We start from the raw sequence: 18,863 nt of genomic DNA on the forward strand, positions 1-18,863 counted from the left end.
GGCCGTTGGGGCGCAGACCCACGTCAGCGGGGCAGCTTGTCCAGCACCGCCGAGAGTTCGTTGGCGAAGCCGAGCCGCTGGGCGATCATGCCGAGCTGCTCATCCGGGTACAGGTCGGTCTCGGCGAGGATCACGGCGAGCACCGGCTCGGGCAGGCCGAGATCGGCGAGCACGCCGAGGTCGCCCTCTTCCCACGGCTCGATATCGTCGAGTTCATCGGGATCGATGTCGGGGATATCGACATTGAGGGCCTCGAGTACATCGGCGGCGATGTCGTAATCGATCGCGGCCGTCGCATCCGAGACCAGCATCCGGGTACCGCTCGGCGCGGGCCGGAGCACGATGAAGAACTCGTCATCGATGTCGAGCAATCCGAACACCGCGCCTGAGCTGCGCAATGCCTTGAGTTCGTTTTCCGCGGCGGACAAATCGGTGAGTGCGGCCTGACTCAGCGGAGTACACCGCCATTGTCCCTCTTCGCGGACAACCGCCACTGCGAACCCTTCCACGTCGTCGTAGTCTTCCGACGCCGCCCTATTAGTGCCCGAGCGCTGTGCTGCCATGGCCGCAACGGTAGTCGGCTCGAGCCGAAATGTTGAAGTCGTATGCGAATCTGTTCCGATGACTCCTGACCAGAAAGCACCCGTGTGTGTCCTCGGGACGGGTTTGATCGGCGGATCGCTGCTGCGCGCCGCCGTCGGCGCGGGTTATGACGCTTGGGGTTACAACAGATCAGCCGATGGCGCGCAGGCCGCGCGGGCCGACGGATTCGATGTCACCGGCGATCTGATCGAGGTGCTGACCCGGGCCGCCGATGCCGATGCGCTGGTCGTCGTCGCGGTGCCGATGCCCGCGGTCGACCACCTCCTCGGCTCGGTGGCGACCTTCGCGCCGCGCTGTGCACTCACCGATGTGGTGAGCGTCAAGGCGCCGGTAGCGGCGGCGGTGCGCAGGCACGGGCTCGCGGCCCACTATGTCGGCGGACACCCGATGGCCGGAACCTCCGAATCCGGTTGGGCCGCCACCGATCCCGGCCTGTTCCGGGACTCGGTGTGGGCGGTCGGGGTGGACGAGGGCACCCACCCGCAGCCGTGGTGTCGAGTGGTGCGGCTGGCGCTGGCCTGCGGCGCGGTGGTCGCCCCGGTGGTCGCCGACGAGCACGACCGTGCCGTCGCCCGGATATCGCATCTGCCACATGTGCTGGCGGAGGCGCTGGCCGTCGCCGGTGCGGCGGGCGGCGACCTGGCGCTCGGTCTGGCCGCCGGTTCGTTCCGCGACGGCACCCGCGTGGCCGCGACCGCTCCGGACCTGGTTCGTGCCATCTGCGAGCCGAATGCCGCCGCCCTGCTCGACGTGCTGGAGGAGACGCTCACCGTACTGAGCGCGGCGCGCGACCGCTTGCGCGAGGAGGACACGTTGGTCGATCTGGTGGAAGCCGGCCACGACGCCCGCGAGCGCTATGAATCCGCGCGGCGCTGGGAAATCACCGATATCCGCCCAGGCGACCACGATTGGCTCGCGCAGCTGCGCGACGCAGGCCGGCGCGGCGGCGTGATCACCAAGCTGGACTGATCGGCGTAGACCGAGAATCCGCGCCATTGGCTCGCGCAGCTGCGCGACGCAGGCCGGCGCGGCGGCGTGATCACCGAGCTGGACTGATCGGCGTAGGCCGAGAATCCGCAGCTTTCGCCCTCGCTTGGGCACCTACAAACGGAGCCCGAGAAAGGGTGTGCGCGCGGTCGGCGACGGGTGTGCAGGTATACCGATGCGATCAGATGCGTTCGGCGAGAACCCGGTAGCCGAGCGAACCCGTCGTCATTCGGGCTTCGGCAGCCTTCGTCGGGCTTCGCCCTCTTGACACCTGCAAAAGGGCCGAAGCCCGAGGAGGGGGCGCACATTCGGCGACGCTGTGTGCAGGCCGACGCGATCAGATGCGCTCGGCCAGGCCTGGGTAGTCGAGGAGGAAGCCGTCGGCGTCCACGGTGACGGTGGCGCTGGAAACCGGGGACAGCACGCTGATGCCGTCGGCGGCGCTGCTGTAGACCAGGCTGGCTTCCTGGACGAGCAGGTCGGGAAGGCGAACGTAGACGACCGGGACCTCGACGTCGCCGACGGCGTTCTGCAGGCCGAAGCGGCGGATGGGCAGGGTGTTGAAGAACGGGCTGAGCACCACGTCGACATCGAGGGCGCCGGCGAAGGTGGAGCGCACGTGGCCGCCGCCCGCGTCGACCAGCCAGTAGTTCTCCTCATCCCGGGCGATCGAGGCCTGCCGCTCACCGGCCGCGGTGGTGCTGCGCAGGGACAGGCGCTTGGTGACGCCGTTCTCGTCGGTGACCAGGTCGTAGGAGGCGCTGAACGCAGGATGGTCCGCGGTTGCGCCGCCGATCATGCGGCCGGCGGCGCGGATGCGGTTGCCATTGAGGGTTACCCGGACAGACTCCATCCGCGTCGCGTTGTGCGCGCGCCACGTGAGAATCGTCGGCCACCGGGATGCCGCCGGTTGGCTTTCGGAGCCGAGGTCTGGAGTCGTCACGTCTCTACCGTAAGCGACGCCGGTGCGGTGCTCGCATCACACCAGCGACTCGCGCCATGCAGCGTGCAGACTGGCGAACCGGCCGGTGCCCGCGATGAGCTCACTCGGCGCACCGTCCTCGACGATCCGGCCGTACTCGAGCACCAGCACGCGATCGGCGATCGCGACCGTGGAGAGCCGGTGCGCGATGATCACGGCGGTGCGATCGCGCAGCACCGTCTCCAGTGCCCGCTGGATGAGCCGTTCGCTCGGAATGTCCAGGCTCGAGGTGGCCTCGTCCAGCACGATCACGGCGGGATCGGCCAGGAACACCCGGGCGAACGCGACCAGCTGACGCTGGCCCGCCGACAGCCGCCCGCCGCGCTTGCGCACGTCGGTGTCGAAGCCCTCCGGCAGGGCGGCGACGAAGTCGTACAGCCCGACCGCGCGTGCGGCCGCGAACACCTCCGCATCGCCGGCCTCCGGCCGACCCAGCCGAATGTTGTCGGCCACCGATCCGGAGAACAGATAGGACTCCTGGGTGACCATCACGACATTGCGCCGCAGATCCGCATCGGACAACCGCCGCAGGTCGATCCCGTCCAAGGTCACCGTGCCGCCGGACGGGTCGTAGAACCGCGTCAGCAGCTTGGCCAACGTGGACTTGCCCGCACCGGTCGCACCGACCAGCGCGATCACCTGCCCCGCCGGAATCTCCAGCGAGAACTCAGGAAGTACGGGGCGCGCGCTGCCGCCGCTGTTCACACGGCGGCGAGGCTGCACAGAATCCAGCGCGGGCAGTGCAACGCCAGGGCCCTCGGACGCGGCCACATCCGACAGTTCAGCCCCACCGTCGGCATCCGAGCGTGCCTTCTCGGCACCGGCCGACTCGTCCGCGCCGTAGCCGAACCACATATGGTCCATTCGCACGGCACCGGTCGCCTTCGCCAACGCGATCGGATCCTCGGGTTCCGGGACCGAGGGCTCCTCCTCGAGCACGCCGGAGATCTTCTCCAGGGCGGCGGCCGCGGACTGGTAGGCGTTGAATACCTGGGCGAGTTCGTCGAGGGGGCCGTAGAACTCGTTGAGGTACAACAGGTATGCCGCGAGGACGCCGACGGCGAGGTTGCCCTCGATCACCTGCCAGGCGCCGACCACGATGACGATGACCGTGGTCAGGTTGCCGAGCAGGCGGGTGAGTCCGGCGTAGTCGCCCATGCCGCGCATGGCGGCGGTGGTCGCCTGGAAGTATTCGGCGTCCTCGGCGGCCAGCACCGATTCGTTGCGCGCCTCCCGACGGAAGGCCTGCACCGCCCGCATACCGCCCATCGACTCCACGAACTGCACAACCACTTTCGCGATAGCGCCGCGGGTGCGCCGGTAACCGGCCCGCTGCCTGCGCTGCGCCCAGCGGGTGACCAGCGCCAGCGGCACGAAGCCGACCAGCACGATCGCGGCGAGCGTCTGATCGAGGTAGATCAGCAGCGCCGCGATGGTCAGCACCGAGAGGATCGCGCTCAGTGCCTGATTCAGCGCGCTCTCCAACAGCTGCTGGAGCGTTTCGATATCACCGGTCAGCCGCGCGACGACCTTGCCGGAGGTGTACTTCTCGTGAAAGGCGACGCTGAGCCGCTGCATATGCGCGAACAGCCGGGCCCGCAGGTCGAAAAGCACACTCTGGCTGAGCTTTCCGGAGATTCGCAGGAAGACGAAGGTGGTGAGCACGCCGAGCCCGATGGCACCCAGATAGCCGGCGACGGTGCGCGCCAAGGGTGCCCAGTTTCCTTTGGCGCCTTCGGCGATACCGGCGTCGAGTCCGTGCGCGACGAACAGCGGCGCGGAGACCATCGCGGCGTTGTCGAGCACGATCAGTACCATGGCCAGGATCGCGAGCTTGCGATACGGCCGGACCAGACTCAGCAGCAGCCGCCGGGATCGACCGGCCAGCACCAGATTTCCGGTCTCGGTCACCTCCTTGTCCTCGTTGGCGATGCCGCGCCAGTCGGCGACCGCATCGTCGGCATTGTCGGCGGGGACCGGGGTTTCGGTGGTGGTCATGCTTCACCTCCCATCAGTTCGCGGTAGCGACTGCTGGTCTTCAGTAGTTGATCGTGGGCGCCCTCGGCGACGATCCGACCGTCGGCCAGCAGCGCCACCCGGTCCGCCAACGCGGCCGTCGAGGGCCGGTGCGCGACAAGCAGAGTCGTGGCACCGGCCAGCACCGTGCGCAGCCGCTCCTGCACCCGCTCCTCGGTCTCCACATCGAGTGCGGACAATGGGTCGTCGAGCACCATGATGCGAGCCCGCTCCCCCGCGCCGTGCCGACTCACCCGCGAAAAGTCGCTGGCGTTGGCGAGTACCGCGCGAGCCAGGGCCAACCGCTGACGCTGACCACCGGACAGGCTCTGGCCCTGCTCGCCGATCCTGGTGTCCAGGCCCCACGGCAGGTCGTTCACGAAGTCGGTCGCCTGCGCGACATCCAGGGCGCGGCGCACATCGTCGTCGGTGGCCTCCGGATCGCCGAGCGCGACGTTCTCCCGCACGCTCGCCGAGAAGAGCACCGGCTCCTCGAACGCCACCGAGACCAGCGAACGCAGGTCGGCGACCCGCATCGACGCGATATCGATGCCGTCGATGGTGATGGTGCCGTCGGTCACGTCGTAGAGCCGCGGAATCAGGTTGAGCAGCGCCGTCTTTCCACTGCCCGTCGCACCGACCAGCGCCACCGTCTCACCGGGGCGCACCTTCAGCGAAATATCTTGCAACACCTCATCTTTCGCGTCCGGAAAGGCAAAGCGCACACCGTCCAGCGTCAATTCGCCGACGATCCGCTCCGGCAGCTGCACCGGATCCGCGGGATCGGCGATATCGACCGGAGTGTCGATGATCTCCCAGAACCGGTCCGCCGCCGTGCGCGCGTCGTTCAGCTCGGCGAGCAGGAAGCCGGTCCAGATGATCGGCCACTGCAGGAAGGTCGCCAGCGTGATGGCCGCGACCAGGGTGCCGAGCGTCATAGTGTGGTGTGCGACCGCATAACCGCCGTAACCGAGCGCGAAGGCGATGACCAACTGCGGCAGGCTCATCATGACCGACCACAGCGTGGCGTCCAGCCGCACCTTCAGCAGTTCGGTCTGTTGCAGATTCCGCGACTGCGCGGTGAAGCGCCCGCCGAAGAACACACCGCGCCCGAACGCCTTCAGCACCCGGATGCCCTGTGCCGACTCCTCGGCGGTGGTCGCCAGATCGCCGGACTGATCCTGGGAGCGCCGCGACGCCACCGCGTACCGCTTTTCGAATTGGACGCAGGTGTACAGCAGCGGAATCGAGATCAGGCCGAACATCGCCCCGATCTGCCAGCTCAGCGCGAATAGCGTCAGCAGGCCGGCCGGAATGAGAATGATGTGCAGGATCAGGAAAGGTCCGGCGAACGCGACGAACCGCTTCATCGTGCCCATATCGTCGACCGCGCGCGAGAGCAGCTGTCCGGACTCCCAGGCATCGTGGCGTCCGATCGACAGCGTCTGCAGCTTGCGGAAGATCTTGGCGCGCATGGCGATCTCGAAGGCGGCGGCGGGTTTCGAGATCAGCCAGCGCCGTCCCCACACACCGAACGCTTCCAGCAGGCCGATCGAGAGCACCGCGAGCACCGGTACGACGACCCCCGCGAAATCGCGGTGGGCGATAGGACCATCGATGATCTGCGCGACGATCAGTGGGATCAGGATCCCGCTGATCGAGGCGGCCACCGCGAGCCCGGTCGTGCCGAGCAGTGCGGCCCGATGCGGCCGCAGATACGGCCAGAATCGGCGCAGCGAATACAGGCGGCCCGACGCCTCGGCGGCGGGCCGCTCGGGTCTATCGACCTCCGTGTCGGCCGACCGCGTATCGAGCGTGACTGACAAAGCTCCCCCTCGTTGTCCGTGGCTTGGCTGCTGTCGCGAACGGACCTCCCGGTGATGTTCGCATCGGGGTCCGACATTCCAGCGTGGCATCAGCTCCCGGATCGGCCAACCGATTTTCCGCCATGCCCCACAGCCAATAACCTCGAGTAACCTTTAGGTCAAGTGCCCTCCGGGCAGTACGGGCCCGAAGCCGCCGATCACCCCTCCCCCGTGATCTCCACAAAACGACCTCGGCGCCCAGAACCTGGGCGCCGAGGTCCGTTGATTCAATTGTGCCAGCAAGAACCGCTGATCGCCCCCGCTCAGACGGTTATGTGGTGATCCTGTTCCACCGGCGCATCCGGGAAGTCCTGCTGCTGATACCCACCACGCAACCTGCCTTCCAGATACGCGGCGCGGCAGGCCCTTCGCGCGATCTTGCCGCTGGAGGTACGCGGAATCGAACCGGCCGGAACCAGCAACAGATCACGGACGGTCACACCGTGCCGCTGCGCGATGGCACCGCGCACGACATCGGCGATCGGATCCGGATCCAGCTTGGCCGCACCGGTGCCGCGCTCGGCCACGATGACCAACTGCTCGGAGGTGTCATCGGCATCGAAGGCCAGCCCGGAATGGCTACCCTGCTCGAATACCGACGCGGGCAACTGATTCGCGAGCACCGAGAACGCCGCGACGAACCCCGGCCGCAGCGCGGTACTGGATTCCTGCGCCGAGTACTCCAGATCCTGCGGGTAGTGGTTGCGCCCGTCGACGATCACCAGATCCTTCACCCGGCCGGTGATGTACAACTCGCCGTTTAGGTAGACACCGAAATCGCCGGTGCGCATCCACTTCGCGTCCGGGTCGGTGCCCTGTGCGTGACTGTTCTGCGGTAGGCGCTCGGTGAGGGTGTTGTGGAAGGTCGCCACGGTCTCCTCCGGCCGACCCCAGTACCCGATGCCCATATTCTCGCCGTGCAACCAGATCTCGCCGACCTCGGTGTTACCGCGCTCGATACCGGTCTCCGGATCCACGATCACCGCCCACTGCGATAGCGCCACATAGCCGCAGGACACTTGCGCGATCGAATTCTCGGTGCCCTGCGGCACCTCGACCATCCGGCCCGCATTGAGCTGATCGCGGTCCACGTAGACCACCCTCGCCTCGTCCTCGTACTTGGTCGCCGAAACGAACAGCGTCGCCTCCGCCATGCCGTAGCAGGGCTTGAGCGCGGTCTCGGGCAGGCCGTACGGCGCGAACGCGTCGTTGAACTTCTTCATCGACGACACCGATACCGGCTCACTGCCGTTGATCAACCCGATCACATTCGAAAGATCCAGTTCCTCACCGGCTTTCGGCCTGCCCCGCGCCGCGGCATGCTCATACGCGAAATTCGGTGCGGCGGCGAAGGTTCCGGCGCCGTCGGAGGCGGCGGCCAGTTCCTTGATCCAGCGGTAGGGCCGCCGCACGAATGCGCTCGGCGACATGATCGTGATGAATCCGCCGCCCACGGTCGGCAGGATCACCGACAGCAGCCCCATATCGTGAAACAGCGGCAGCCAGGTGACGCACCGCGAATTCTCCTGTACACCAATCGCATCGATCATCTGCAACAGATTGGTGCCGACTGCCCGGTGAGTGATCTCGACACCGGCCGGGGTCCGGGTGGAGCCCGAGGTGTACTGCAGATACGCGACGCTGTCGATATTGAGCTCCGGCCGCGCCCAGGTCGACCCGACGCTATCGGGGATCGCGTCGACCGCGATGATGCGCGGCCGCTGGGCCGCAGGCAGGTGGCGGAAGAAGTTCCGCACACCGGCCGCGGCCGAGCCGACCGTGAGAATGGCCGACGGCGTGCAGTCGTTGAGTACCGCGTGCAGCCGATCGGTGTGGCCCTGCTCCTCCGGATCGAACAGCGGCACCGCGATATTGCCCGCATAAACCGCCGCGAATATGGAGACGACATAGTCCAGCCCCTGCGGGGCGAGGACCGCGACCCGGTCACCCGGTTGCGTCACCTGTTGCAGTCGCGCCGCGACAGCGCGCAGCCGCACACCGAATTCGGCCCAGGTCAACTCCACATACTCGCCGTCGCGCTCGCGCGAGTAGTCGATGTAGCGGTAGGCGAGGTCGTCGCCGTTCTCCGCGCTGTGCTTGTCGACGAAGTCGATCATGGTGCGGTCGCCGCGGATTTTGATGTTGCCCTGATCGTCCAAATAGTCGTCGAAGGTTTCGTCGATCATCGCCTTATCCTTTTGCCAACGCAGGCCTTCGGGCCATGCGGTTACACCGAACACAGGTCGACAACGAAGCGTCGGGAACGCTAGCAGGTCCCGCGCTGCTCAGTACCGTCCGAAGGCGATCGCCACGTTGTGTCCGCCGAAACCGAACGAGTTGTTGACGGCGTAATCGATCCGGCCGGGCCGGGCCTGTCCCTTGACCACGTCGAGCTCGATCTCCGGATCCTGATTGTCCAGATTCAACGTCGGCGGGACGATGCCGTCCCGCACGGTGAGCACGGTGAGCACGGACTCGAGCGCCCCGACCGCGCCGATCGAGTGACCGAGTGCGGATTTCGGCGCGTAGACCGACGCGTGGTCGCCGACAGCGGAGTTGATGGCCAGCGCCTCGGCGGTATCGCCGATCGGGGTCGCGGTCGCGTGCGCGTTGACATGGGTGACATCGCTCTTGGTGATTCCGGACTTCTGCATGGCCCTGGTCATCGCCCGCGCGGCACCCTTGCCGTCGAGATCGGGTGCGACCAGATGGAACGCGTCGGAGGTAATGCCGGCGCCCATCAACCGCGCGTGAATGGTCGCACCGCGCGCCTTGGCGTGCTCCTCGGTCTCGATGATCATCATCGCGCCCGCCTCACCGAAGACGAACCCGTCGCGATCCTTGTCGAACGGCCGCGAGGCGGCCCGCGGCTCCTCGTTACGGGTGCTCATCGCGCGCATCATGGTGAACGCCGCGATCGGCACCGCCTGGATGGAGCCCTCGACACCGCCGGTGACCACCATGTCGGCATCGCCCATGACGATCATCTGCCAGGCGTTGGCGATCGCCTCCGAACCCGACGAGCAGGCCGAGACCGGGGTGACCACGCCGGCGCGCGCGCCGAGTTCCAGGCCGACACACGCGGCCGAGCCATTGGGCATGATGCGCTGCACGGTCAGCGGCGAGATTTTGCGGTAGCCGCCGTTCTGCAGCCGGTCGCGCGCGGCGGCGATGAATTCACCGCCGCCGAGACCGGTGCCGATGGCGACCCCGAGTCGGTTCTTGTCCACTTCCGGGCTGCCCGCATTGCGCCAGACCTCGCGGGCCAGCACCACGGCCATCTGCTCCACGTAGGACATCTGGTGCGCCTCCTGCCGGGTGAGGCTCTCCGACGGCTTGACCTTCAGGTGTCCGCCGATGCGCACCGGCAGTTCGAACTTCTCGACGAAACTGTCGTCGAGGACATCGATACCGCTCTCGCCGTTGAGTAGACCTTTCCAGGTGGAGTCGACATCCCCGGCGATCGAGGTGGTCGCCGCCAGACTGGTCACGACAACGTTGGGATAGTTCCCGTTCTTCGTAGACGGAATCTGCATTTCGCTCACTTTCCTGGCGTCACTAGGGATAAACCGGGAACTGCGCGTCGACGCTGGAGCGCCGAAAGGTCAGCAGGAGCGAGCTCGGAGTATGCCTCCTGCCGTCGAGCGGCCGAGCACACGCGATACGACCGGGCGCATTATTGGGGCGACCAGTCGGATCGGGGTGCACGACACACTACCGTGGTCGTCGCCGGTCGACGCACCGACATCTCGAGTAACCTGCTGAGCGGAACTGAGCGACTGGTTGTTTCGAGCGATCTGCGAGCAACCGTGAGAAGGGATGACTGTGACGGGCGGGCGGATGGTCGGGCTGTTCGCCGGTATCGGCGGGCTGGAGCTCGGTCTCGGCGACCATGGCTGGCATACCGAGCTGCTCTGCGAAATCGATCCGGGTGCGCAGGCGGTGCTCGCGGCGCGGTTTCCCGGAGTTCCGTTGCAGGGGGACATCACTCGGCTGCGCGCGCTGCCGGCCGGAACCGAGCTGGTCGCCGCCGGTTTTCCGTGCCAGGATCTGTCACAGGCCGGACGCACGGCAGGCATCACCGGCAAACGCTCCGGTCTGGTGGACGAGGTGTTTCGTCTGGTGCGCCGACAGCGCGGGCCACGCTGGCTGCTGATCGAGAATGTGCCGTTCATGCTGCAGTTGAGTCGCGGGGCGGCCATGCGGCACATCACCAACGCGCTGGAGGAGCTCGGCTACACCTGGGCATACCGGGTGGTCGATGCGCGCGCGTTCGGGCTGCCGCAGCGCCGCCAGCGGGTGCTGATGCTGGCCTCGCGCACCGAGGATCCGCGCCGCGTGCTCTTCGGCGATGACGCCGGACCGCTCGATCTCGGTGACCCCGAACAGGATCCGTGCGGCTTCTACTGGACCGAAGGTGTGCGCGGACTCGGCTGGGCGGTGAACGCGATCCCGACGCTCAAGGGTGGGTCGGCGCTCGGCATCGCGAGTCCGCCCGCGGTGCGGCTGCCCTCGGGCGAGATCGTCACGCCGGGCATCGTGGACGGTGAGCGCCTGCAGGGCTTCGCCGCCGACTGGACCGAACCGGCGACCACCGTGCCCGGGATCCGGCACGGGCATCGGTGGAAGCTGATCGGCAATGCGGTGAGTGTGCGGATGGCGTCCTGGGTCGGCTCGCGGCTGGCCGATCCGCGCGATCCGATTCCCGGCGATGAGCCACTGCCGCCGGGACGGCCGTGGCCGGTCGCCGCGTGGGGTCGTGCGGGCACCGCCTATCGGGTGCCGGTCTCGACCTGGCCGGTGCACGAGCCATATGAGGATCTACACCACTTCCTCACCGACCCGCGACTGCTCTCCGCCCGCGCGACCGCCGGGTTCCTGCGCCGCACCGGAATGGGCAATCTACGGTTCCCGCCCGGATTTCTGGCCGATGTCGAGAGTCATCTCGATCGGATGGGCGGCTGGGCGGCATGAGGTGCGCGGCGTCATGAGCGGGGCTCGGCGGCCGCCCACCGACACCGCGACCAGTGCGCGGATGGCCCGGCAGCGGCGGGCCGGAACCAAGCCCGAACTCGCGCTGCGGCGGGAATTGCACCGGCGTGGATTGCGCTATTTCGTCGATCGGGCGCCGTTGCGCGGACAGCGACGGCGGGCCGATCTGGTGTTTCCGCGGCTGCGCGTCGCGGTGTATGTCGATGGGTGTTTCTGGCATCGCTGTCCGCGGCACGCGACCGATCCGAAGAACAATGCGCAGTGGTGGGCGGACAAGTTGACCGGCAATGTGGCCCGTGACCGGGCGACCGATGCGACGCTGGCGGCCGCGGGGTGGCGGGTGATCCGGGTGTGGGAGCACGAGGATGCGGCCACGGCGGCCGACCGGGTGCAAGCCGTACTGGCCGAACTACGCCGCTAGCCGACTTACGAGCGACCTGCAAGCAGTCGCTAGCCGACCCTTTCGAGCGACCTGCAAGCAGTCGCTAGCCGACCCTTTCGAGCGACCTGCAAGCAGTCGCTAGCGGTGCCGCACCCGAACCAGCGAGCGCGGTGCGTGCGCGGCCAGGTAGCCCGACGCCGCCATTACCGCCAGCACCGTCAGTCCGGCGATGGCCGTTGCGAATCCGATCATGGGAACAACCTCCTTTTACTGCTCCCAGCATCACCAACGGAGCTGACAGAACCCTGTGCGCGAGTTGGTAATGAGGTGTGTGTAACGCCTCTCGGTGCAGACACACGGACCTACTGTTGAACACCGGACCAATGAAGAGGCGGAGAATGATCCAGTGACTGATCGCCCGAGGATCGCCGAACGCCACGTTCGGGTCGCCTGTGGCCTGATCGCGGCGGCGATCGCGATCGCCGGACTCTGCTATTCGTCCTGGTTGCTCGAGTTCGTGCTGAAGATCGACGTCGATCCGGTCAACTCGTTCCTCAGTGAACTCGACGCCGAGGGCAAACCCTATCGTGAAGTCTTCGCGACCGCCGACAAGATCGTGGGGGCGTTGCTGATGCCCGCGGCGCTGGCCGGGCTGCTGCTGTTTCCGCGCCGCAGATTCACCACCATCGGCTGGGTCGCGCTGTTCTGCTTCGGCGCAGCGACCATCGGCGATGTACTGCTCCCACTGCGCGATTGCACCCCGCAGGACAACGCCGAATGCGGCGGCGGTGGCAGCGAGTTGTTCCCGCAGTTGCATCAGCCGCACGCGCTGACCAGCACCATCGCGGTGACCTCGATCGCCATCGCAACCTTCGCCTTCAGCGTCGCCGCGTTCCGGTATCACCGGTGGCGGATTCTGCGCGAGGCCGGGCTGGTGGTGCTGGTGATCGGGTCGGCGGCGACCGTGTGGATGCTGGTCGCCGACAACCTGATCGGCAATTACGCGCTCGGCATCGCCCAGCGGATCCAGGTCGGATCGATGTCGCTGTGGCTGATCACCTTGGCGGCGGCGGTGATTCTGGAAGGCCGCGAATGGATCGAGGGTGATTCCGATTAGTCGACCCGCACCTTGACGGTGTGCGTGTCGAGCTTCGCGGGCAGCTTCGTGGTGTCGATCTCGAGGATTTCGCCGGTGTCCTGCATGCCGTTGGGCAAGGTCTTGGGCTTCAAGCCGAACGGCGGCTGGTCGCCCTTACTCGCGGCGAGGCCGAAATCGCTGTCGTTGGCGATGTAGAGGGTTTTACCGCCGTCCACTGTGGCGACGCCCTCGATCTTGTCGTGGCCGTAGAACTTTCCGTCCGCGTTCAGTGCGGTGATCAGCGCGGTGACATCCAGGTTGGCGGTCTTGGCGGCCGGGGTGATGCCCGCCTTCTTCAGCGCCGCGGTGCCGTCATCGGTCGAGACCGTGCCGACCAGGGTCTCCAGCGGCTTGCCGTCGATCTGGAGGCCGCCACGTTCCGGATCGTATTGCCCGGCTTTCGATTCCGGACAACGTCGCGCCGCACTTGTCACACACCTCTGTCATGATCTGTTTTGCAGCGGGTGAGGTATCAGGTCGGGGAGGGGGTGGGTTGTGAGGCGGATCGTTGTCGTGAAGCTCGCTCCCACTCCGGAGCAGCATGAGGCGCTGAAAGCGACACTCGAGTTGTGCAATGCGGGGGCGAATATGGTCGCGCGGTTCGCGCATACCGCCGCTGATCGTCGCCCGTTCGCGCTGCAGAAACACGTGTACGCCGACCTCAAAGCATCCGGGTTGTCGGCGCAACCGGCGATCCGGGTGATCAAGAAGGTCGCCGATGCGTATGCGACCCGGCAAGCGAACCTGGTCGGCGGGAATTACGGGCCGCCGGGATCGAAGCGGTATGCGAAGGTCGTTGGTAAGCCGATCAGGTTCCGCGAGTACGCAGGCCAACCGTTCGACGACCGCTGCCTGTCGTGGCAGATCGATCAGTCGACGGTGTCGATCTGGACCACGACTGGGCGTCTGCGGGGTGTCGGGTTCGTGTGTGCGCCATGGCAGTTGAAACTGCTCACCGCCCGTAAGGGTGAGTCGGATTTGGTCTTCCGCGACGGTCACTTCTACCTGCACGCCACGGTCGACACCGACACTCCGGCCCCGCTGGTCCCGGCGGATGATCCCGCCGGGTGGTTGGGTGTGGATTTGGGGATCGTGAACCTGGCGGTGACCAGTGCCGATGACCCCACGAACCTCGATGCCCGGTGGTCTGGTGGTGCGGTTACCGCCCGCCGGAAGAGGAACCAAGCCTTGCGGGCCGCTTTGCAGAAGGTGGGGACCAAGTCCGCGAAACGGAAACTGAAGGCCCGGCGTAGGAAGGAAGCCCGGTACGTCACCGACGTCAATCATCAACTTTCGAAATCTGTTGTTGCCCAGGCGCAACGCACCGGTCAGGGGATCGCGGTAGAAGATTTATCGGGTATCCGGGACCGGGTACGGCTCGCCAAAGCGCAGCGGCAGCAACTACATTCGTGGGCGTTCGCGCAGCTGCGTACGCAGATCACCTACAAAGCCCAAGCCGCGGGACTGCCCGTGCAGGTGGTCGACCCGCGTAACACCAGCAGAACCTGTCACCGCTGCGGGCACTGCGACCGGGCGAACAGACCCAGCCAGGCAGTGTTCCGGTGCCGTCGTTGTCGCTGGAGCGGTCACGCCGACCACAACGCAGCCGTCAACATCGCCGCACTCGGATATCAAAGCTATCGGGCCGCCCAATCAACCGTGCCTAAAGCAGCCACCCCTCTGACAGCCAGTTAGAGCGTGAGCAGCAAACCCGGGTCCTTCAGGACCGGGTAGTTGATTGTGTCTGCCTACCGCACCCGGCCGACAAAAGCCCTACGTCCATGTGACCAGTTGGTGTCATGCTGTCGCCATGAGTGATCGTTCGAATATCGCGTCGGGTTCGGAGTTCGAAGATATCGTCGGCTATTCGCGGGCGGTCCGCGTCGGCAATACGGTCGCGGTCAGCGGCACCACGGCCTCGTTGCCCGGCGGCGACGCGGTCGGTGGGGACGATATCGGCGAGCAGACCCGGGAAAGCCTGCGCCGCATCGCCTCCGCACTCACCGACGCGGGCGCAAGCCTGGCCGACGTCGTCCGGACGCGCATCTTCGTCACCGATATCGCCCGCTGGCCCGAGGTCGCCGAGGCGCACGCCGAGGTCTTCGGCGATATCCGCCCGGCCGCGTCGATGTACGAGATCAAGGCACTGATCACGCCGGCGTTGCTGGTGGAAATCGAGGCCGACGCGATCGTCGGCGCGTAGCGCTTCGGCCGACGCGGTGACGGCCGGATCGCTAGGGTCGAATTCGTGACCATTGACGCTCCGGAAACCACCGTTCAGCTCGACACTGTCGCCACGGCGACGGCTCGCCTGCTCGAAACCGCGCGTGGCCTCGATGCCGATATGACGCTGCCCTCGCTGCTGCCCGGCTGGAGCCGGGGCCATGTGCTGGCCCATCTGGCGCGTAATGCCGACAGCCTGGTCAATCTGCTGCTGTGGGCGCGCACCGGGATCGAAACTCCGCAGTACGCAAGCATGTTCATTCGCGACGCGGACATCGAAGCGGGTGCGCCACGCCCCCTCGCCGATCAACTCGCCGATAACGAAGCCGCCGCGAACCGCTGGCTCGCACTGGCCCGGACCGCACCCGAGACGGCCTGGACGGCGACCGTGCGCACCCGCCAGGGCAGGCCCATTCCCGCGACCGAGGTCATCTGGATGCGCCTGCAAGAGGTGGAGATCCATCACGTCGACCTGGCCGCCGACTACCAACCCGCAGACTGGCCAAGCGATTTCGTCGCCCGCCTACTCCCCCGAGCCACCGCAGACCTGACCAAGGCCGCAGCCTCCGACCCGATGCCCACCTTCGCAGTCCACACCACTGATACCGACTTCACCGCCACCATCGGTAGCGGCGCTTGCGACCACACCGTCAGCGGCCCCGCCGCAGCCCTGCTCGCCTGGCTCCTCGGACGCTCCGAAGGCGCGGACCTGAGCGGCGCACTGCCCACCCTCCCATCCTGGAAATGAGTCGCGGGTCGTGACAAAAGTCTGACGGTGCGGGCGGGTCGGGCGACAGCCGCGGGTTCCGGCAGCAGAATCGGGTCCATGACCTGGGATAACAATTGCGGTGGCCGACGATCGGCGGGTTGTTGACATGCGGGTGCTGCTGACCGGAGCGGCCGGGTTCATCGGCGCGCGGGTGCATCGGGCGTTGGTCGATGCGGGGCACGAGGTGGTGGCGATCGATGTGATGCTGGCCGCCGCACACGGCCCCGATGCCGCGGCTCCGGCGGGTGTGCGGCAGGTGGATGTGCGCGATCCCGATGCGCTGGAACCGCTGTTGCGTGGGGTCGATGTCGTCTGTCATCAGGCGGCGGTCGTCGGGGCCGGGGTGAGTGCGCAGGACGCGCCCGCCTATGCCAGTCACAACGACCTCGGGACCGCGGTGTTGCTCGCGGCGATGGATCGTGCGGGTTGCCGCCGCCTGGTGCTGGCTTCGTCGATGGTCGTCTACGGCGAGGGGTGGTACCGGGGTGTGCGGGCCGGGGCGGTCGAGGTCGGTGTGCGCAGCAGGCGCGATCTCGAGAACGGGATGTTCGAGCATCGGGACCCGGATTCCGACGAGGTGCTCGCCTGGGAGGCGGTACCCGAGAACGCACCGCTGCGGCCACGGAGTCTTTATGCGGCAGCCAAAGTGGCACAGGAGAATTACGCCGCGGCGTGGGCGACGGTGACCGATTCCGGCGTCACGGCATTGCGCTACCACAACGTGTACGGACCGGATATGCCAAGGGACACACCCTATTCCGGCGTGGCGGCGATCTTTCGTTCGTCGCTGGAGGCCGGACAACCGCCGCAGGTGTTCGAGGATGGGCGGCAGGCACGGGATTTCGTGCACGTCAGCGATATCGCCGCGGCGAATCTCGCCGCGGTCGAACAGGTGCATTCCGGGTTCGTCCCGCTCAATATCGCCTCGGGGCGGCCGATCACCATCGGGGCGGTCGCTACCGCGCTCGCCGTGGCGCGCGGCGGGCCCGAGCCGGTGATCACCGGTCGGTATCGCGCGGGCGATGTGCGCCATATTGTCGCGAGTCCGGAACAGGCGCAACGCATGCTGGGATTCACGGCGCGGGTTGATCCGCTCGACGGCCTTGCCGAATTCGCCTTCGCACCGTTGCGCGCCGTCGCCGGGGTCGGCGCGCCACTGATGTAGCGCCTCGGTCAGTTTCCGTTCAGCGGCAACCGCACTTCGAACCGGCAGCCTTTGTCCCGGTTCTCGGCGGTGATATCGCCGTGATGGGCTTCGATCAAACCAGCGGCAATGGCCAGTCCCATACCGCTGCCCGAGGAGACACCGTCTGACGCGACCGGGGACCGGGCGGCGGTGCCTCGGTAAGCGACCTCGAAAATCCGCGGTAGATCGGCTTCGGCGATGCCGGGACCGGTGTCGTCGACGCGCGCCCACGCCTGTCCGCCGGCGGAGCCCGCGGAGATCGCGACCTCGCCGCCGGGCGGGGTGTGGGCGATCGCGTTGGAGACGAGGTTGGTGAGCACCCGGCCGAGGGCGCGGTCGCTGGCCGCGACCACGATCTCGGTGTCGGGTTGTTCGGCACGCAATTCGACTTCAGCGCGTTCGGCGTTGGGGCGATTGGCGGCCAGCACCTCATCGATCAGTTCGCGCAGATCGACCGGCTCCAGTTCCAGCCGCAGCGCACCGGCGTTGATCTTCGACATCTCGAACAGGTCGTCGACCATTACCGAGAGCCGATCGGTCTCCCGCACAATCTGTTCGGCGTAGCGGGCAACATCGGCGGCGCCGGTGAGGACGCCATCGGAGAGGCCCTCGGCCATCGCGCGAATGCCCGCCAGCGGGGTGCGCAAGTCGTGGCTCACCCAGGCGACCAGCTCGCGTCGGGACTTCTCCGCCATCCGCTCCTGCTCACGGATCTGCTTCTCCCAGACCGTTTTTCGGGCCTGTTCGCGACCGAGCAGCAGGGCGGCGGGCACGGTGACCGCGGCGACGACCGCGAGCACGATGGCGGTGCGCTCCAATTCGTTGGTGAACATCAGGCCGCTCACCCCGATGATGCCCGCGAGCGTGGACAGCGTCGGGATCAGCACCAGCACCGCCATGCTGGTGGTCATGGACCGGTTGCTGGTGGCGCGCAAGATCACCGCGCCGAGCGCGACGATCGGCAGCGAACAACCCAGCGCGTAGGCGATCAGCTGCCAGGTGTCCTCAGGCATTGGATTCTCCTGTCCCCCGGCCGTTTCGACCCCAGATATAGCCGCGACCCCACACCGTTTCGATCCGGTGCCGGTCACCGAGTTTGGCGCGCAGCCGCTTGATATGCACGGTGACGGTGGACAAATCGCCGAAATCCCAGCCCCACACCTTGGCCAGCAGCTCTTCTCGGCTGAAGACCTGGTGTGGATGGCGCAGTAGGAAGACGAGCAGGTCGTATTCGCGCGCGGTCAGGTCGACGGGGACGCCGTCGACCAGTGCCGATTGGGCGTCCGGGCGCACCTCGACGGCACCGTCGCGCAGAATCTCCGTGCTCGGCGGTCTGGTCTGCGAGCGCCGCAGTACGGAGGCGACCCGCAGTGCGAGTTCGCGCGGGCTGAAGGGTTTAGTGACGTAGTCGTCGGCGCCCGCCTCCAGGCCGAGCACCCGGTCGTCCTCGTCGCCGAGCGCGGTGAGCAGGATGATCGGAGTGTCCGGGCGTGGGCCGGAACGCACCGCGCGGCAGATTTCGATGCCGTCCGGAGCGGGCATCATCACGTCCAGGACGGCCAATTCGACCGCGTCGCCCGATCGGTCACGAGCGGTCAATTCGGCCATGGTCGACGGGCCGTCGGCGGTCTCCACCACGGTCAGGCCGTCGCGCTCGAGATAGCGCCGCACGACATCACGGACCACCGGGTCGTCGTCTGCGATCAGAATGCACATGAGC

17 protein-coding genes are annotated in these 18,863 nt (G+C 67.0%); 8 read left to right on the top strand and 9 right to left on the bottom strand.

What is annotated here, in order from left to right; translation table 11 throughout:
- Positions 1-23 precede the first annotated feature (23 nt).
- Complete coding sequence (locus OG874_RS34095) at positions 24-563, bottom strand: tRNA adenosine deaminase-associated protein (RefSeq protein ID WP_330251171.1); 540 nt, start codon at positions 561-563, stop codon at positions 24-26.
- 58 nt (positions 564-621) lie between these two features.
- On the opposite strand from OG874_RS34095, the gene OG874_RS34100 reads away from it, so the two are divergent.
- Positions 622-1,572: a prephenate dehydrogenase gene (locus tag OG874_RS34100; protein ID WP_330251172.1), complete on the top strand. Its 951-nt coding sequence runs from the start codon at positions 622-624 to the stop codon at positions 1,570-1,572.
- A 355-nt stretch (positions 1,573-1,927) separates the two neighbouring features.
- Here OG874_RS34100 and OG874_RS34105 read toward each other — a convergent pair whose 3' ends face one another.
- The 5 genes from OG874_RS34105 to OG874_RS34125 form a co-directional block, all read right to left on the bottom strand.
- Complete coding sequence (locus OG874_RS34105) at positions 1,928-2,533, bottom strand: putative glycolipid-binding domain-containing protein (RefSeq protein ID WP_330251173.1); 606 nt, start codon at positions 2,531-2,533, stop codon at positions 1,928-1,930.
- A 36-nt stretch (positions 2,534-2,569) separates the two neighbouring features.
- Complete coding sequence (locus tag OG874_RS34110) at positions 2,570-4,570, bottom strand: ABC transporter ATP-binding protein (protein ID WP_330251174.1); 2,001 nt, start codon at positions 4,568-4,570, stop codon at positions 2,570-2,572.
- Positions 4,567-6,414, bottom strand: a complete 1,848-nt coding sequence (locus tag OG874_RS34115) for an ABC transporter ATP-binding protein (RefSeq protein WP_330251175.1) — start codon at positions 6,412-6,414, stop codon at positions 4,567-4,569. The genes OG874_RS34110 and OG874_RS34115 overlap by 4 nt, the downstream gene beginning before the upstream one ends.
- A 302-nt stretch (positions 6,415-6,716) precedes the next feature.
- Positions 6,717-8,639: a long-chain-fatty-acid--AMP ligase FadD32 gene (gene fadD32, locus OG874_RS34120; protein ID WP_442943165.1), complete on the bottom strand. Its 1,923-nt coding sequence runs from the start codon at positions 8,637-8,639 to the stop codon at positions 6,717-6,719.
- A gap of 99 nt (positions 8,640-8,738) precedes the next feature.
- The gene (locus OG874_RS34125; RefSeq protein WP_330251176.1) at positions 8,739-9,989 is read right to left on the bottom strand and encodes a KasA/KasB family beta-ketoacyl-ACP synthase; all 1,251 of its coding nucleotides are present in this window, start codon (positions 9,987-9,989) and stop codon (positions 8,739-8,741) included.
- A 283-nt stretch (positions 9,990-10,272) separates the two neighbouring features.
- Between OG874_RS34125 and OG874_RS34130 the strand changes: the two genes are divergently transcribed.
- From OG874_RS34130 to OG874_RS34140, 3 genes are all read left to right on the top strand, one after another.
- Positions 10,273-11,427, top strand: a complete 1,155-nt coding sequence (locus OG874_RS34130) for a DNA cytosine methyltransferase (RefSeq protein WP_330251177.1) — start codon at positions 10,273-10,275, stop codon at positions 11,425-11,427.
- A gap of 13 nt (positions 11,428-11,440) precedes the next feature.
- Positions 11,441-11,866, top strand: coding sequence for a very short patch repair endonuclease (locus tag OG874_RS34135; protein ID WP_330251178.1), 426 nt, complete (start codon positions 11,441-11,443; stop codon positions 11,864-11,866).
- Between the two features lie 367 nt (positions 11,867-12,233).
- Positions 12,234-12,944, top strand: coding sequence for a DUF998 domain-containing protein (locus OG874_RS34140; protein WP_330251179.1), 711 nt, complete (start codon positions 12,234-12,236; stop codon positions 12,942-12,944).
- Here the strand turns inward: OG874_RS34140 and OG874_RS34145 are convergent.
- Positions 12,941-13,399 (bottom strand): hypothetical protein, encoded by a 459-nt coding sequence (locus OG874_RS34145; RefSeq protein ID WP_330251180.1) that lies wholly within the window; start codon positions 13,397-13,399, stop codon positions 12,941-12,943. The two genes, OG874_RS34140 and OG874_RS34145, sit on opposite strands and share 4 nt — an antisense overlap.
- Positions 13,400-13,460: 61 nt before the next feature.
- Here OG874_RS34145 and OG874_RS34150 point away from each other — a divergent pair, with 61 nt between their 5' ends.
- The 4 genes from OG874_RS34150 to OG874_RS34165 all read left to right on the top strand — a co-directional run bounded on the left by OG874_RS34150 (position 13,461) and on the right by OG874_RS34165 (position 17,122).
- Positions 13,461-14,660: an RNA-guided endonuclease InsQ/TnpB family protein gene (locus OG874_RS34150; RefSeq protein WP_330251181.1), complete on the top strand. Its 1,200-nt coding sequence runs from the start codon at positions 13,461-13,463 to the stop codon at positions 14,658-14,660.
- A 115-nt stretch (positions 14,661-14,775) separates the two neighbouring features.
- Entirely contained in the window at positions 14,776-15,168 is a 393-nt protein-coding gene (locus OG874_RS34155; protein ID WP_330251182.1) for a RidA family protein, read from the top strand.
- A gap of 45 nt (positions 15,169-15,213) precedes the next feature.
- Positions 15,214-15,936: a maleylpyruvate isomerase family mycothiol-dependent enzyme gene (locus OG874_RS34160; protein WP_330251183.1), complete on the top strand. Its 723-nt coding sequence runs from the start codon at positions 15,214-15,216 to the stop codon at positions 15,934-15,936.
- Positions 15,937-16,063: 127 nt separating this feature from the next.
- Complete coding sequence (locus tag OG874_RS34165) at positions 16,064-17,122, top strand: NAD-dependent epimerase/dehydratase family protein (protein ID WP_330251184.1); 1,059 nt, start codon at positions 16,064-16,066, stop codon at positions 17,120-17,122.
- Positions 17,123-17,130: 8 nt separating this feature from the next.
- On the opposite strand, the gene OG874_RS34170 is transcribed toward OG874_RS34165, so the two are convergent.
- The gene (locus OG874_RS34170; protein WP_330251185.1) at positions 17,131-18,156 is read right to left on the bottom strand and encodes a sensor histidine kinase; all 1,026 of its coding nucleotides are present in this window, start codon (positions 18,154-18,156) and stop codon (positions 17,131-17,133) included.
- Complete coding sequence (locus OG874_RS34175; protein WP_330251186.1) at positions 18,149-18,859, bottom strand: response regulator transcription factor; 711 nt, start codon at positions 18,857-18,859, stop codon at positions 18,149-18,151. Before OG874_RS34175 ends, OG874_RS34170 begins: the two co-directional genes overlap by 8 nt.
- Between the last annotated feature and the right edge of the window lie 4 nt (positions 18,860-18,863).

Origin of the sequence: Nocardia sp. NBC_00565 (assembly GCF_036345915.1) — a bacterium.
Lineage (GTDB): Bacteria > Actinomycetota > Actinomycetes > Mycobacteriales > Mycobacteriaceae > Nocardia.